This is a genomic window from Vibrio gigantis (genome assembly GCF_024347515.1).
GTDB lineage: Bacteria > Pseudomonadota > Gammaproteobacteria > Enterobacterales > Vibrionaceae > Vibrio > Vibrio gigantis.
The window spans coordinates 2,406,379-2,422,767 of sequence record NZ_AP025492.1 but is presented as its reverse complement, the minus strand read 5'-3'; the positions used below and the strand labels follow the sequence as shown (position 1 = coordinate 2,422,767).

At 44.4% G+C, this 16,389-nt stretch carries 13 protein-coding genes; 8 read left to right on the top strand and 5 right to left on the bottom strand.

Annotation, left to right across the window (positions count from 1 at the left end):
* The first annotated feature begins 6 nt into the window (after positions 1 to 6).
* The 4 genes from OCV56_RS10580 (at position 7) to OCV56_RS10565 (ending at position 4,238) form a co-directional block, all read left to right on the top strand.
* Entirely contained in the window at positions 7 to 972 is a 966-nt protein-coding gene (locus tag OCV56_RS10580) for a DNA polymerase III subunit delta' (RefSeq protein WP_086712913.1), read from the top strand.
* Positions 963 to 1,730, top strand: a complete 768-nt coding sequence (locus tag OCV56_RS10575) for a TatD family hydrolase (RefSeq protein ID WP_086712912.1) — start codon at positions 963 to 965, stop codon at positions 1,728 to 1,730. Before OCV56_RS10580 ends, OCV56_RS10575 begins: the two co-directional genes overlap by 10 nt.
* A gap of 444 nt (positions 1,731 to 2,174) precedes the next feature.
* Positions 2,175 to 3,605 carry a PTS glucose transporter subunit IIBC gene (gene ptsG / locus OCV56_RS10570; RefSeq protein WP_086712911.1) on the top strand — a complete coding sequence of 477 codons (1,431 nt, stop codon included), beginning with the start codon at positions 2,175 to 2,177 and terminating at the stop codon, positions 3,603 to 3,605.
* Positions 3,606 to 3,833: 228 nt separating this feature from the next.
* Positions 3,834 to 4,238, top strand: coding sequence for a hypothetical protein (locus tag OCV56_RS10565; RefSeq protein ID WP_086712910.1), 405 nt, complete (start codon positions 3,834 to 3,836; stop codon positions 4,236 to 4,238).
* 78 nt (positions 4,239 to 4,316) lie between these two features.
* Here the strand turns inward: OCV56_RS10565 and OCV56_RS10560 are convergent, their stop codons facing one another.
* Positions 4,317 to 4,910, bottom strand: a complete 594-nt coding sequence (locus OCV56_RS10560; protein WP_086712909.1) for an outer membrane beta-barrel protein — start codon at positions 4,908 to 4,910, stop codon at positions 4,317 to 4,319.
* A gap of 145 nt (positions 4,911 to 5,055) precedes the next feature.
* Here OCV56_RS10560 and cydH point away from each other — a divergent pair, with 145 nt between their 5' ends.
* Positions 5,056 to 5,145: a cytochrome bd-I oxidase subunit CydH gene (cydH, locus tag OCV56_RS10555; protein WP_102308674.1), complete on the top strand. Its 90-nt coding sequence runs from the start codon at positions 5,056 to 5,058 to the stop codon at positions 5,143 to 5,145.
* 41 nt (positions 5,146 to 5,186) lie between these two features.
* On the top strand, positions 5,187 to 6,401 hold the full coding sequence (locus tag OCV56_RS10550; protein WP_086712908.1) for a patatin-like phospholipase family protein: 1,215 nt from the start codon (positions 5,187 to 5,189) through the stop codon (positions 6,399 to 6,401).
* Between the two features lie 145 nt (positions 6,402 to 6,546).
* Here OCV56_RS10550 and pyk read toward each other — a convergent pair whose 3' ends face one another.
* A complete protein-coding gene (gene pyk / locus OCV56_RS10545) occupies positions 6,547 to 7,992 on the bottom strand; it encodes a pyruvate kinase (RefSeq protein ID WP_086712907.1) in 1,446 nt (481 codons plus the stop codon).
* Between the two features lie 319 nt (positions 7,993 to 8,311).
* On the opposite strand from pyk, the gene mlc reads away from it, so the two are divergent.
* Positions 8,312 to 9,529 (top strand): sugar metabolism global transcriptional regulator Mlc, encoded by a 1,218-nt coding sequence (mlc, locus tag OCV56_RS10540; RefSeq protein ID WP_048607464.1) that lies wholly within the window; start codon positions 8,312 to 8,314, stop codon positions 9,527 to 9,529.
* A gap of 168 nt (positions 9,530 to 9,697) precedes the next feature.
* Entirely contained in the window at positions 9,698 to 10,639 is a 942-nt protein-coding gene (locus tag OCV56_RS10535) for a chemotaxis protein CheV (RefSeq protein WP_086712906.1), read from the top strand.
* Positions 10,640 to 10,949: 310 nt separating this feature from the next.
* On the opposite strand, the gene OCV56_RS10530 is transcribed toward OCV56_RS10535, so the two are convergent.
* The 3 genes from OCV56_RS10530 to imuA form a co-directional block, all read right to left on the bottom strand.
* A complete protein-coding gene (locus OCV56_RS10530) occupies positions 10,950 to 14,042 on the bottom strand; it encodes an error-prone DNA polymerase (protein WP_086712905.1) in 3,093 nt (1,030 codons plus the stop codon).
* A 114-nt stretch (positions 14,043 to 14,156) separates the two neighbouring features.
* On the bottom strand, positions 14,157 to 15,629 hold the full coding sequence (locus OCV56_RS10525; protein WP_086712904.1) for a Y-family DNA polymerase: 1,473 nt from the start codon (positions 15,627 to 15,629) through the stop codon (positions 14,157 to 14,159).
* Positions 15,630 to 15,632: 3 nt separating this feature from the next.
* Positions 15,633 to 16,340 carry a translesion DNA synthesis-associated protein ImuA gene (gene imuA / locus OCV56_RS10520; protein WP_086712903.1) on the bottom strand — a complete coding sequence of 236 codons (708 nt, stop codon included), beginning with the start codon at positions 16,338 to 16,340 and terminating at the stop codon, positions 15,633 to 15,635.
* Between the last annotated feature and the right edge of the window lie 49 nt (positions 16,341 to 16,389).

Here is a 16,389-nt window from a genome sequence, read left to right as displayed (position 1 = left end):
GTAGTCATGGCTGAAGTGTATTCTTGGCTCACACCATTATGGAGTGAGTGGAAAAAAAGTCTCGATGCGGAGCGTTTTCCTAACTCCGTAATTGTGAATGCACCGGAAGGGCTCGGCGTTGATGCGTTGATTAGCCAACTTACCGACGCGTTGATGTGTACGAACTATGAAAGCGAGTCGTGCGGATTTTGTCACAGTTGCGAATTAATGAAGTCGGGTAGTCATCCTGATTTTCATGTGATCTCTCCAGAAAAAGAAGGCAAGTCGATCACGGTTGATCAAGTACGTGCCAGTAACCGATGGGCTCAAGAGTCTTCTCAGTTAGGTGGTTTGCGCGTTATCTTGCTTAATCCGGCTGAAGCAATGAACGAATCGGCTTCCAATGCATTGTTGAAAACTCTGGAAGAGCCATCAAGTAAGTGCATCTTCATCCTGTCTACTCGCAATAGTAATCGCTTAATGCCGACTATTATTAGCCGTTGTCAGCAATTCAATGTGGTTAGCCCACAGTTGGAGGCAGGGTCGGCTTGGTTAGGTGGCGAAGTTGGTAAGGCCGTTCCACAATATATTTTAGCGCTCAATGACTACGCGCCTTTAAAAGCGAAGGCGATGTTCGAGCAGGGCGGAGTAGAGGCTTCAACTAAAGCGCTCGATGGCTTTGTTAATGTCATCAAGGGCACTCAACCTGACATGCTAAAATTGTCGACAGAGCTTAGCAAAGATCCTTTGATTCAATTGGGTTGGCTATGGCATTTGTTGTCGGATGTACAGAAGCTGCATTTTGGTTTGGCGAATCAGGCTATCACTCCTAGTGCGAAAGCACTGTGTGAGGTGATGTCCTATCAAAGTGCTTATGCAGCATCAAATAAGCTGCTGATATTGATTGAGCAGTTAAAGCAACACCCTGGGCTCAATACGGAGCTACTCATAATGAATTGGCTGATAGCCACTTGCGAGGAAACATGTTCGTAGATTCCCATTGTCACTTAGACAAATTGGATTACCAAGATTTACACACAAGCGTAGAAGACGTGGTTAACAAGGCGAAGGCTGCCAATGTAGACCAATTGCTTTCTGTCGGTGTGACACTGGATTCGTTTGAAAATATGCTCGAGATGATCTCGCCGTTTGATAACGTTAAAGCCTCTTGTGGCGTTCACCCTCTGGATGTTGAAAGTGATTTCTGCCTAGAGACAATGCGTGAGTACGCGAGCAACCCTAAGGTCGTGGCGATTGGTGAGACAGGTTTAGATTATCACTACCAGCCAGAGACTGCGGAGCTACAACAGCTACGATTTAAGCAGCACGTTGAGTTGGCCGTTGAGCTGAATAAACCTTTGATCATTCACACTCGTAACGCACGTGAAGACACATTGGCTATTTTACGTGATGGCGGAGCTGAGAAGTGTGGTGGTGTGATTCACTGCTTTACCGAAGATCAAGCGTTCGCTGAAGCGGCAATGGAATTAGGTTTCTATATCTCAATTTCAGGTATCGTGACCTTTAAGCAAGCTACAGAACTTAAAGAAGTGGTTAAAAATTTACCACTAGACAGGTTGCTGATCGAGACGGATTCGCCATACTTAGCGCCAATTCCATATCGTGGAAAGCAGAATCAACCTGCATATGTTGTGGAAGTGGCAGCCTATATTGCGCAGTTGAAAGGTGTGTCGATGAAAGAGGTTGCTGAACAAACGACCAAAAATTATCAAAAACTTTTTTTGCGATAAAAAACCAAGTAAACAAATAAAAGGGAGCGAAAGCTCCCTTTTTGTGTTTTTGATCACCAAAAGTGCGTATTTTTTTAATGTTTACGAATTATGTTGAACTTGAGAGCGCCAATTATAACATTTGTAATTTTGTTACTAAAAATAACATTCACTCCTATTTTATTTACCCAGTAAAATAATAGAGCTCTTGAAAAATATCTATATATTTCAGTTAATTAAATGCTTGTAAAGCATTGCATTTCTAAATTTGACATGTGATCCAAGACGTGTTTTGAAACTAAATTTCGTAAGTGACTAGAAAGTTAGTTCCCCATCAATATATATTTAGCGGCAGAAAATATAATGCAATACATGGTTACATTTTCACTGGGTGCTAACATATAGGCTACGGGGGTGTGCCGTTAGAACCCATATAATTATTTTATCTTTATCAGGAGCATAAACATGTTTAAGAACCTTTTTGCTAGCCTGCAGAAAGTTGGTAAGTCTCTGATGCTTCCAGTATCAGTTTTACCAGTTGCGGGTATTTTGCTAGGTGTCGGTGCAGCAGATCTTCCTTTCATTCCAGAAATCGTTTCAAACTTAATGGAACAAGCTGGTGGTTCAGTATTCGGTCAAATGGCACTACTGTTCGCAGTAGGTGTTGCGCTTGGCTTTACTAACAACGATGGTGTAGCGGGTCTAGCGGCTATCGTTGGTTACGGCATCATGACTGCTACACTTGGCGTAATGGCTGGTGTAATGGGCGTTGATAAAATCGACACTGGTGTACTAGGTGGTATCCTAGTCGGTGGTGTTGCTGCTTGGGCATTCAACCGTTTCTTCCGTATTCAACTACCAGAGTACCTTGGCTTCTTCGCCGGTAAGCGTGCTGTGCCAATCATCACAGGTTTCTCTGCGATCGGTCTAGCAATCCTACTATCTGTAGTATGGCCACCAGTTGGCGGCGCAATCTCTGCGTTCTCTGATTGGGCTGCTCACCAAAACCCACAAGTGGCGTTTGGTATCTACGGTATCGTTGAGCGTTCTCTAATTCCATTTGGTCTTCACCACGTTTGGAACGTACCATTCTTCTTTGAAGCTGGTACTTGTGTAAACGCTGCTGGCGAAACTCAAAACGGTGTTCTTACTTGTTACTTAGTTGCTGATGACGCATCTCGTGCAGCGGGCAATGGCTTCGGTCAGCTAGCTGGTGGTTACATGTTCAAGATGTTCGGTCTACCTGCTGCTGCAATCGCGATTGCACACTCAGCTAAGCCTGAAAACCGCGCTAAAGTAATGGGTATCATGGCTTCTGCTGCGTTGACTTCATTCCTAACGGGTATCACTGAACCAATCGAATTCTCTTTCCTATTCGTTGCTCCAGTACTGTACGCAATCCACGCTCTACTAGCTGGTTCTGCATACGTTCTTGCGAACACTCTAGGTTTTGTACACGGTACATCTTTCTCACACGGTCTAATCGACTTCCTAGTTCTATCTGGCCACGCGTCTAAGATGGGTCTAATGGTTGTATGTGGTATTGCTTACGCTGCAATTTACTACATCGTATTCCGCACTGTGATTAAAGCTCTAGACCTTAAAACTCCAGGCCGTGAAGACGAGACAGAAGAAGAGTCAGTTGCGACTGGTTCTGAACTTGCTGGTGAGCTAGTTGCTGCATTCGGTGGTAAAGCTAACATCACTGGTCTTGACGCTTGTATTACTCGTCTACGTGTTGCAGTTGCTGATACAGCAGTTGTTGACCAAGACAAACTGAAGAAACTAGGCGCTGCAGGTGTTGTTGTAGTTGCTGGTGGCGTTCAAGCTATCTTCGGTACTAAGTCTGACAACCTTAAGACAGACATGGATGAGTGGATTCGTAACAACGGTTAATCTACTGATTCAATAGATTGAAAGGAGGCCGAAAGGCCTCCTTTTTTGTTTCTGCCTTATGGAAGTTCTTCCTACACTTATTCTTTTCCACTCAATCAGTTATCGACTAGCTCAATGTACTGATGCTCAATTACCTGCTTTGGGTAATTCTTATCTTTAACTTTATGATGACAACATCAGTTGTGATTTAAGTAATCTACTGTTTTTTAAACAAAGTCTGAGAATATTATGAAACAACGTTACTTGATCGGCCTTATGTGCTGCAGCGGAGCCTCTTTTGCTCACGCTTCTGAAGCTCCAGCTTTGGAAGTTGGACTCGCCATTGACCAAGACCTGAGTGTCGTTGTGGAATTTGATCAGAAATACCGTGCGACTGTTGGTAATGACGGCGCGGCATTCGACTACATATGGAAGCGTGGTCAGTTCGAGACTGAAGCTCCGTTAAGCTGGTACGTCGGTGCTGGTGCTTGGGCTGAATGGAATGACGACTTTGGTTTACGTGTGCCTCTTGGTGTAAAAGTGAATTTCTATGAAGGCTGGAATGCTTACGCACAAGTTCATCCTGAGCTCGACATGTATAAAGGTGTTGAGTTGCAAGTAGGCGGTGCTCTGGGTGTTACCTATAAGTTCTAACCCGAACTAAAACACGTTTTAATAATGAAAAAGCCAGCATTGAGCTGACTTTTTCATTTTGTTAGGGACAGTAAGTAACTAGAACGTAAAACTCAACCCGACATTGGCTTGGAATTGATTCATCCAATCGGTATCAAAGCGGATAATGCAGTCTTGCCCAGTGCTTGGTATGTTACAAACACCAGAGGTGTCGTTATCGACAACCGTACCAAGCCAACGTACTTGAGTGTTTAAAGCTAAGCGGTCGCTAAATTTGTATTCTAAACCACCAAAGATAGACGTTGAGAATCCATACTTATCTTTTGCCCAGTCTACATCGACGTAAGATGCACCAAGGCCTAACCCTAGATAACCGGACAACACAGGCGAAGCAGGGTAGTAGATGCTGCTTTGTAAATGCAGGTATTGGATTGAAGAGCTAAGGTTTAGCGTTTCCAAGTTGGAGCTTTGATTGGAGTAGAAAAAGCCAATACGTCCTTTCTCAAGTGGTGTTTCAATCGCAAAGGTATAGTTTTCAGAGCCTTTCATGTCATAGGTTTTACCGTCTTGATCTTCGACACTGCCACCGCCGGTATAACCCACCATCGGAGTAATGATGATCTCTGGCGAAGCATACGCGCTTGAAACAGAGAGAAGCGTAATCAGTGCCATCATATTTGCTTTGTTATTCATGAGTATATCCTTATCCATACACTTACTAATTGTGATGGTTACATCAATATTGTGCGACTAATTTCGACGATTCTTGAAGATACTTCACACACCTGATAGTACTTAAATAGAGACTCGACAAATTAATAATAAGCCAGAGGTGTCTATGGACCATAATCTGAAAAATGCCCTACAAATAACCGTGTTTATCTACACAATCATTCTTTCATTTGGCTTTATTGCGATTGGTAGTTAATACCATTTATTGCGAGGCTGAGTTTTTATACTCAGGGAATAATGAATAGTGGGATTATAACCAATATTGATTCAGCAATAGACTTAGATTATTACGCTAAGTTTATTGCTGGAAAAACAGCACTGGTCGCTCAAGGTGGCGGACAGCGAAGTATTTTTACTTCTGGAGTGCTAGATTCCTTTCTTCTCTCTAATTTTGATCCTTTCGACGAATTTTTTGGTACCTCAGCAGGTGCGCTTAATTTATGCGCTTATCTATGCCGCGATAAAGGCCTTGGCCGTTCTTTTGTTCTCGACCTCACAACCTCACCAGAGTTTTTCAATCTCTTTTCTTATATTCGACATAGAAAAAATCTAGGGTTGGAATGGGCGCTAGAACAAATTATGGCTTACCCTTATAAGCTCGATCTGGATTTAGGGAGACAAACGCTAGGCGATCGCCATTTCTATGCGGCTGTAACGGATTCTAAAGACTTACGAGACCATTACTTCCCGTTACTGGGCAAAGATTGGTACAAAGTGATGATTGCGACCTGCGCCATTCCTCGTTTGTATAATGATGAAATCTTTATTGGTGACAGTGCTTATGTGGACGGTGGTGTATCAGCATGCATACCGGTTCAGGAAGCGTGGAGAAGACAAGCTCGCTCTATTGTAGTGATTCGCACTGAGCCTGTGGTTGAAGAAGATAATGGTCATTTGGTTGAAGCACCAGTCAAGGGATCTTCAGTCAAAGTACCTAAACCGATATCTGCGGAAGAACTTGAATGGTTCCGCGAATCTTTCGATAGTGTTCAAGGCCATTGGCAGCAGAAGGTGGAACAGTGGAAAACCGACTGGACCTCTTTCTTCCAACAACAAATTATGCGATCGAAAGAGCAGAAACGTGACCGTGGACATTTGGATTTACTTAATGGTGGGCGATGGTTGTTTGGCGCTGATGATATTTACCGCTTAAGTCATTTAATTGGAGATAAGTTTGATTCAGGGTTAGCTGATATGCTGATGGTGCATTATCAGACATATTCATTAACTCAGGATTTTTTGAATTCTCCACCAGACGATGCGTTTGTGGTGCAGATAGCACCAAGCCAGCCGCTAAAATCGAGTTCATTAATGAGCGACAAAGAAGAGCTGTTGCACGATTATGAATTGGGCTTAGAAGCTGGTTACCGGTTTGTAGAAACCTACACCTCAACGGAAAATGCTCGTAACTCGCATATATCCCAGTTAGCCACCATTGCTGCTGGCAAGTAATTCTCGAAGTTGATGAGTTAGCATGCTGTTTAACCAGATGGTTAGTGAGTCGTGTTCTGAAATGAAAAAAGGGTTATTGAACTTGGTTCGATAACCCTTTTTTGCCTCTGAGATTAGGTAAATCGCTTTGCCTTATGGTCAAACATTAGGTGACAGGTAAGATTCTCATACAGTTGGTTGACCCCGCCACATCCATAATATCGCCTTGAGTGACGATCACTAGGTCGCCAAACTTAAGGTGTCCTTTCTCCTTAAGACAGGTGAGCGTAGATAGTGCAATGTCAAAGCTGTCTTTGGCTTCTGTCTCGAAGTAGATAGGCGTCACGCCTCGGTATAAGGTACAGCGATTAAGCGTTCCTTCGTTGCGAGACAGTGCGTAGATAGGCATGTCAGCACTTAATCGAGACATCATAAGAGCAGTGCGGCCTGACTCGGTGAGAGTGACTACGCCTTTAATGCCTTCCATGTGGTTTGCAGAGTAGATAGTCGCCATAGAAACGGTTTCTTCTGCGGTAACAAAGGTGCGATCAATACGGTAATTAGATTGGTTAACACCCGCCATTTTCTCTGCACCAATACACACTTCTGCCATTGATTTTACGGTTTCGACTGGGTAATCACCTGCCGCGGTTTCACCTGAAAGCATCACCGCGTCGGTGCCATCCAGTACCGCATTGGCAACGTCCATTACTTCTGCACGTGTTGGCATTGGCGCTGAAATCATTGATTCCATCATCTGAGTTGCAGTGATCACTGTTCGGTTAAGCGCTCTAGCACGGCGTATAAGCTGTTTTTGCACACCGACTAACTCAGGGTCACCAATTTCTACTCCGAGGTCACCACGAGCCACCATGACCACATCTGAGGCCATTATGATGTCATCCATGTTCTCAACAGTGGCTACCGTCTCTGCTCGTTCCACTTTTGCCACTAAGTGAGCTTCTAAACCAGCTTCCCGTGCAAGCTGACGAGCGTAGTGCATGTCTTCACCGTTGCGTGGGAAAGACACGGCTAGGTAATCCACTTTGATTTGTGCTGCGGTGACGATATCGCGCTTGTCTTTTTCTGTTAGCGCTTCCGCGGAAAGGCCACCGCCTTTTTTGTTGATGCCTTTGTTATTGGAGAGAGGGCCACCAATGATAACTTCGGTGTGAACACGGCAACCTTCCACTTTGGTTACTTTCAGTTGTACACGTCCATCGTCAAGCAACAGGATATCGCCGGCGGATACGTCGTTAGGCAGTTCTTTGTAATCAAGGCCAACAGCTTGTTGGTTGCCTTCACCTAAACCTAGGCTGCTATCGAGAGTAAATTGGTCGCCAACGGCCAATTGGATTTTACCATCTTTGAATGTCGACACACGAATCTTGGGACCTTGTAAGTCACCGAGGATAGCGATTTGAGTGCCGTGTCTTTTTGCTATTGCTCTGACTTTTTCTGCGCGTTGTATATGGTCATTGCTAGTGCCGTGAGAGAAGTTCATACGGACGATATTGGCACCGGCTTTGATGATCTCTTCAAGCACGTTACCTTTATCAGTAGAAGGGCCTAGCGTTGTGACGATTTTCGTTTTTCTTAATTCGGCTGTCATGAATACTCCTAGAGTGAGGCCAAGTAATCTTTTAAAAGACTGAATTAAGTATATGCATTAATTGATAATTTATTGGGAGCTAGGAGGATATTTCTTGATTTCCCTTTAATTATTGAATTCAGGGCTCAAACGCGATGTTTTATTCTGAAAATTAAGTCGCAAATTATCGATATGGGTGTTAATTTTCCTCGAACTATTTGACTCGATACACAAAGATTCATGTATATACGTGATACTGGTCACGGCGATATACCAAGTGACTTCACAATTACTTCGCAAAGTAAAAAAATTACCTCGTTGATGATTTCTGGAGCGTAAAATGTACATGGCTCAACCGGGCCATATTGATCATATCAAACAGGTCAATGCTGGTCGTGTATATAAACTAATTGACCTTAAAGGTCCTATTTCTCGTATCGATCTGTCCAAGCAAAGTGAATTGGCTCCGGCGAGTATTACTAAAATTACCCGTGAACTCATTGAAGCTCACCTTATTCACGAAACGACGGTTCAAGAAGCCACGACGCGTGGGCGTCCTGCTGTCGGTTTGCAAACCAATAATGAAGGTTGGCAATTTTTGTCGATGCGTCTTGGTCGTGGATACTTGACGATAGCGCTTCATGAATTGGGCGGCGACGTGCTTATCGATACCAAAATTGATATCCATGAACGTGATCAAGATGATGTGCTTGCGCGTCTTCTCCATGAAATCGATGAGTTCTTCCAAACTTATGCCGAGCAACTCGACAGGGTGACGAGTATCGCTATCACACTGCCAGGCCTGGTGAATTCAGAGCAAGGTATTGTGTTGCAGATGCCGCACTATAATGTTGAAAACTTAGCGTTAGGGCCGGAGATCTACAAAGAAACAGGTCTGCCAGTTTTTATTGCGAATGATACTCGCGCTTGGGCACTGGCAGAAAAGCTGTTTGGTAACTCACAAGATAACGACAACTCTGTTCTTATCTCTATTCACCATGGTCTAGGTGCCGGTATCATTCTTGATGGTCGCGTACTGCAAGGACGTCACGGTAACATCGGTGAGTTGGGGCATATTCAGATCGATAAAGAAGGCAAGCTTTGTCATTGTGGCAACCGAGGTTGCTTAGAAACTGTCGCGAGTTCTCAAGCGATCCGTGAGCAAGTCAAAGAGCGACTGGCAAATGGTGAAGAATCAACGCTTACTGTGTTTGAAGATGTCACAATTGAACAAATCTGCGCGGCTGCTGCTGATGGGGATCCATTGGCTGTCGAAGTGATTGAACAGCTAGGCCGTTACTTAGGCTCTGCGATTGCGATTGTGATTAACCTATTCAACCCCGAGAAAATTTTGGTGGGTGGTGTGATCAATCAGGCGAAGAGCGTGTTATATCCGGCGATTCAAAAGTGCATCGAAGAGCAGAGTCTATCTGTTTACCATAAAGACTTAGAGCTGGTGGAATCTCGTTTTTATAAGCAGGCAACCATGCCAGGTGCAGCGCTCATCAAGCAGGCTTTATATGATGGCCAATTGTTAATGAAAGTTATTGAAGGCTAACCCCTTTTTCTTGTCTTGTAGCCTTACTCTGAACCTTTCCATGTACTTAAGCTTTGTATAACATCATTTGTTGTACTTAGTTTAAGCATTCTGTGCATTCGCGCTTTGCTTTAACCCATTGAAGTAGGCTATTGTAGCCACAGTTATTATTTGTCACTAAGGTGTTGTATGTCTGGCGTTTTAAATTCGGTTGATCAGAGAACGAAACTGGTTGGTGAAAACCGTCTGGAACTCTTGTTATTCAGCTTAAATAGTCGTCAATTATTTGCGATTAACGTATTTAAAGTTAAAGAAGTGCTAAAAGTGCCGGTACTTACTCGCTTACCAGGCTCTCACCACCATATTACAGGGGTGGCTTCTCTACGTGGTGAATCGGTACCTGTGATTGACCTGCGAAGCGCGATTGGTTTTCCGCCGTCACGTGCAGAATCTCAAGAGAGCAACCTGATCATTACGGAATACAACCGAACCGTACAAGGCTTCTTGGTTGGGCAAGTTCGTAATATCGTGAACACGACATGGACAGAAATCCAGCCGCCGCCAAAGACAACAGGCCGCGCAAACTACCTAACCGCTATTACGCACATTCAAGAAGAAGAGCAGCATAAGATCGTCGAGATCATCGATGTTGAGAAAGTGCTAGCTGAGATCATTGATTACGATGTATCGATCTCTGAAGGTGTATTAGATGAACAGTTAGCTCAAGAGATGATAGGACGTAATGTACTTATCGTTGATGACTCTTCAACCGCGCGTAACCAAATCAAAGGTACCTTGTCGCAATTGGGTTTGAACATTATCGAATGTTGTGACGGTTTAGAAGCACTGACCTTACTTAAGAGGTGGTGTGATGAAGGCAAAGACATCAATCAAGAAATACTGTTGATGATCACTGATGCTGAAATGCCTGAGATGGATGGCTATAAACTGACTCATGAAGTGCGTACTGACCCTAGAATGCATGACTTATTTATTACGCTAAATACTTCATTAAGTGGAAGTTTTAATGAAGCCATGGTTGAGAAAGTAGGGTGTAACCGTTTTATTTCTAAATTCCAACCAGACTTATTGGTTGAAGTGACTCAAGAGCGAATGCGTCAGATTTTATAATGAAGATTGCCGTACGGTTTATTGTAAGTGATCTTATAGGAAACGTTTGCTAATATTCATACCGCATATTTTTCTTAACGAAATATGCCCAACTACTAGCGTAACTTTTCACATACAATCTAAGGTAGTTCCTCTTAATGATATGGTTAACGTCTAAAGTCGTCATGACTTTGAGCTTATTACTATATAGGGAATTTAAGAAAAGACGTACGGAAGCTGACGTTGAGGTATAACTCAACAATTTGAAATAAAGGGAGGCAGGTGCTTCCCTTTTTCGTTTCTGGCGTTTATGAAAGGGCTGTTTGAAGCGTTAATGAAAATCTCGTGATTTAGTTTTTAATCCAACAATTTCATCGGTAATGTCGATAAGCTTTCCAGCAATGATATGCACCACTTCCCCTTCTTTTTCTAGAATGCCTTGCACCTTCAACGCCTTGGCCGTGAGGTACGCTTGCTGTTGAGCGCGCGCTGTTGCTCCCCATACCACGACATTTATATTGCCAGTGCTGTCCTCCAGTGTGACAAAGGTGACGCCAGCTGCGGTTCCGGGTGATTGCTTGCCTGTGACAAGTCCGACAACGGTGACCATGGATTTGTGTCTTTGTTGTATTAAGTCTTTCATATGAGTGAATCGACCTAATCGGTTGGCTTCTTCCAGTAACGTGATGGGATGCTTATTCAAGGAGATCCCAACACTGGTGAAATCCTCAAGTAAATCCTGCATCTCGCTGGGTTGTTGCAATCCTTGTTCGTCATGACCCTTTCCAAAGCTGTCATCGATTTGACTAAACAAGGGTAGATCAGAGGCCGAGTCCATTATCGCCCAGCGAGTTTGAAAGCGGTCACCTGAAACGTTGTGCAGAGCGTTCGCTGAGGCAAGTAGCTCAATGTCTTTCTTATTGATTGATAACTGTTTTACCTGGCTAGGGTGGCGATAACCCGAGCTCGGCCGGTTAGCGAGCACACTCTGGATACCATGTTCACTCAAGCCTTTGATTTGTCTCATCCCTAAACGTATCGCTAAACCATTTTGCTGAGAGACAACTGTGTGGTTGTCTTGAGAGGCATTCACGCATACAGGAAGTATCGCCACATTGTGTCGCTGAGCATCTTGTACCAATTGCGATGGGCTGTAGAACCCCATAGGTTGGCTATTCAGTAAGGAGGCGTAGAAGCACTCTGGGTAATAGCATTTTAACCAAGCTGAACAATATGCGAGTACTGCAAACGAAGCGGAGTGACTTTCCGGGAAGCCGTACTCACCAAAGCCGCATATCTGCTTAAATATTTGTTCGGCAAACTCGGTTTCGTAGCCGCGCTTTTGCATACCTTCGATGAGTTTAGTTTTGAACTTAAAGACGTTGCCATTCTTCTTCCAAGCGGCCATCGCACGTCTGAGTTGATCCGCTTCTCCGCCTGTGAAGCCAGCGGCGACCATAGCGAGCTTTATCACTTGCTCTTGGAATATAGGTACTCCCATAGTGCGCGATAGGACGGATTCAACCTCTTTCGATGGATAGCTGATTGGCTCAATACCATCACGACGCTTGAGATAAGGGTGCACCATGTCACCTTGAATCGGACCTGGACGCACGATAGCGATTTGAATCACCAAATCGTAGTACGTCCTTGGCTTGAGTCTTGGCAGCATGCTCATTTGCGCTCGTGACTCAATTTGAAATATGCCAACGGTGTCTGCGCGCTGAATCATGCCGTAAACCTGAGGGTCATCTTTAAGACGAGTGATCTCTGCGATCGTTAGTGAGCGGCCATGAATACGTTTGATCAGGTCGAAACATTTTCGAATCGCAGACAACATACCAAGAGCAAGTACATCTACTTTAAGCAGCCCCAGAGTTTCAAGATCATCCTTATCCCATTGAATAATAGTGCGATCGTGCATTGCGGCGTTCTCGACAGGTACCAATTCATACAAGGGACCAGAGGAGATCACGAAGCCGCCCACATGTTGGGATAGGTGACGTGGGAAACCGATGATTTCATTAACCAAATGGATAAACTGCTGACCTTTTAAAGAGTCAGGTTGTAGCCCTAATAGCGTGAGTTGAGCCTGCCACCCTAGGCTTTTATCTCTGCGGTTGGTGTTCTTAATGAAGTAGTCGAGCTGAGTTTCTTGTAGCCCTAATGCTTTGCCAACATCCCTTACTGCACTTTTGAAGCGATAAGAAATGACCGTAGCAGCAAGCGCTGCACGTTCTCGACCGTACTTTTTATAGATGTACTGGATGATTTCTTCGCGGCGTTCATGCTCAAAGTCGACATCAATATCGGGCGGCTCATCACGCTCTTTACTGATGAAGCGTTCGAACAGTACTGAGATCTGCCTTGGGTCGACAGAGGTGATCTCTAGGCAGTAACAAACCACTGAATTGGCCGCTGAACCTCGACCTTGATAAAGAATGCCTTGGCTTTTGGCAAACATGACGATGTCGTGGATCGTAAGAAAGAAGAAAGGGTAGTCGAGCTCGTCAATGAGCCCTAGCTCTTTATCGATGATTTGTTGAATGTCACCAGGCACACCTTGTGGGAAGCGAGCCTGTTTGCCTTTCTCGACCAACATACGCAGATAACTCATGGGAGTTTCACCTTGAGGGATCAGCTCACTTGGGTATTCGTATCGCAGGCTATCCAAATCAAAGTCACACAGTTCAGCGATACGATTGCTCTCTTCTAGCCACTCTGTTTTAAAGATATGAGAGAGCTTATTGATGCTTCGCAAACAGCGCTCGGCATTTGCCAACAGGTGGGTACCCACCTCGGTAATGGGCCTTTGGTATTTTATCGCAGTGAGTGAGTGCTGTAAGGGCAGACGATTAGCATTGTGCATCAACACACCGCCACAAGCTGTTATTGGCAGGTGATGATGATGTGACAGTTCCACACAGTAATCGATGTACTGTTGATCGGTCTGTTTCAGGTGTCGTTGTAAACCAATCCACAATCGACCCGAGTGATGTTGTGAAAGCCATTGCCCCCAATGGGCGTCTTCAGTTTTTTGTTGAGGAAGCCATAGAATGAAGCAATGTTTAGCCGACATGATATCCCACTCAGAGAGCTGATAATGTCCTTTGCTGCTACGGCGTCTCGCGTTAGTAATAATACGGCACAGCTCAGCATAGGCTTTTCTATTTGGGCACAGCAAAACCACTTGGCACTCTTCATTTAGCCAAAACATGCTCCCGACAATCTGCTTGAGCGACAGTTTGTGTTGTTTGATTGCAGAGTGAACCTTAACGATGCCCGCTACTGAGCACTCATCGGTGACCGCGAGTGCTTTGTAACGTAAAAAGTCGGCCTGTAAAACCAGCTCTTCCGCGTGTGAAGCTCCCTCAAGAAAGGAATAATTACTTTGGCAGAAAAGTTCTGAGTATTGCTGAGACATGACGTAATCTCACTTAATCATTACGAGTAAACATGATTGAAAGGGGCGTTTAAATTGAGTGAATCGTGCGGATTGGCGATTCAACTCTTTATTGGTTAGTTGAATAAGTGTTGATTAGCTGAATAAGCCGTGTAAGAACCACTGTTTATCTGGTGTTCTAAATACCCACAACCATCGACCGTTTTCACTGTGAGCAATAAAGTAGTCACGAATGATTTTTTTACCATCCCACCATCCAGAAACAATCCGCTCAGGCCCCTGAGATAAGGTGACGTTCTCGGTTAAGGCTTCTGGCTCCGGCAGCAAAATGCTGGGCCTGAGTCGCTGCTGACCTATGTTGAGAGTGGGCGCTGTTTGTTCCCCAACCTCAACGGTGGCTTTTTTCTTTGCTACGGTTTTACTCAGGATTGGAAGCGAGTAGCGATTGGCTTTTTCTGGCCTAGGATCCTGCTGTATTTTCGGTGTTTGAATGCATGCCTGTCCGAGCTTTGCCTGTAACAGTGACAGTAGATCTAACGCAGCAAGTGTCCCGGTATTGCCATCAAAAAGATCATGGTAGGCCATTTGAGGTTCACCATGACGAGTTAACGAGAGAGTAAGCCCTTGAACGGGGGCAGTGAGCTTGAGTGACTCTAAGGTGAGATGGGTAAGGTTAGCCCATTTTTCAGCAAGGTAGTCGCCTTGTGCTGAATAGAAAGAGACATGGTGGTCGTCTTTATCCCTGAGGTGCAGAGTCAGTGTTAGCTCAAACGCGACTCTGTCACGTAGCTTCAAAAAGCATTCCAGCTGATTCAATAACTTCAGCAGTGGCTTTTCGATAAAAAGAATGTTTTCTATATCAAACAACAACTCCAGATATTGCTGGAAGCTTTCTGGTGGATGATAGAAATCAATAGGATGTTTGAACTGCCCATTAAGACGACCAACATAATTGACCAAGTCGATATCAAAGCGACGTGCGACCTCTTGTAAAGGCAGCTTCAATAGCTCTTCAACGATATTAATGCCGACACGATTTAAGCGCTCAACTTGCTTAGGTGGCAATTCACTAGAACTCAATGCTTGTTGGTTAACCCAAGCCTTCATCTGTTGAACATTGTCTGTTACTTGGTTGATCGATTGTTTGCCCAGAAGGATCGCAGAAAGCGGTGAGTAACCCGTGGCAAAACTGAGCTTAATGTTGAGAGCTTCAATATGGCTTTTGAGTTCATGCCAGTAGTTATCCAGCCCATCGTAAAGCGATAGCATGTTAGAAGCTTTAATCAACAAGCCATTGGGTGGCAACAGGGTCATATCGGAAGTCACCAGATAGGCCCATTGAGCTATCTCTTTCAGTTTGTTTTTCTCAAGTTCAATGCTATATGGGTGAACGTGTAGGTGATGGCAAAGCGCCGCCGCTGACCCTAGTCCCATGCCCAGTGTGATACCTGATTCTAGTGCGGCTTGATTAGCTTGTAACACACGATGATCTTTTTCATCCACGATGATAATTGGTTGCTCATGTGATTCTTTGTTGGAGCCCGATTCACTTGAGTTAAACAAGGTATCCAATTGCAGAGATGGAAAGTGCAGATACAGCCACAGCATACGCTAGCCTTGCTTCGCAATAGGAAAAGCCAGCACAGTATTATCAGACAAGGCACGGTGTGAGCTGTCGATGCTGATGATTTTCTCTGTTAGCAACGGCCAATTATGGGTCATGTCGAGAATAAAGCTGCCATACGACCAGCTACCTTTTCTTTTTGTGACTTCAACCTTTAACCCCTGAGCATGAGAAGAGAGCTTCATGCTTAAAGAAACGGGAAGGGATAATTGGTTATGGCTGGTGGATTTAAAGTGAAACTGCAGGCATTTACCGGTTTCACTTGCAGCTTGCAGGCGCTTGGTTTGGTGGATTTCGAGATCGGCTCCCCATAACAGTACAGAATGACAAGCACCACTCTTGAGACATTGTTCAGCAGCCCACAATGCATCGAGATCGCGTTGAGGCTCGATCACTAAGATGTTATCAAGTTCGACTCCTTGGCTATTAAAGAACTCGGCACAGATCTTCCCTAGCGGGTTAATGAATATGGCCAGTTTTTGTGAGTTTTGCTGAGCTAAATAGGGCGTAAGTAGGCGTAGTTCGCCGATCCCTTGTTGTGATTCAACTTCAATAACGCCGTGTGTCGGAAAGCCACCATCAAGCTGTTTATCCAATTGCGGATAGCCTGTTGAAGTGGTACTTCCTAGCGTTGTTGATTGTAGCCCTTTCCAGATTAGCTGGCGGTCTTGTAAGTTTTTTATGAGTTCATGCATAATTAAACACCTGTATATTTATACAGTATATTTAACAATGAAAAAGATG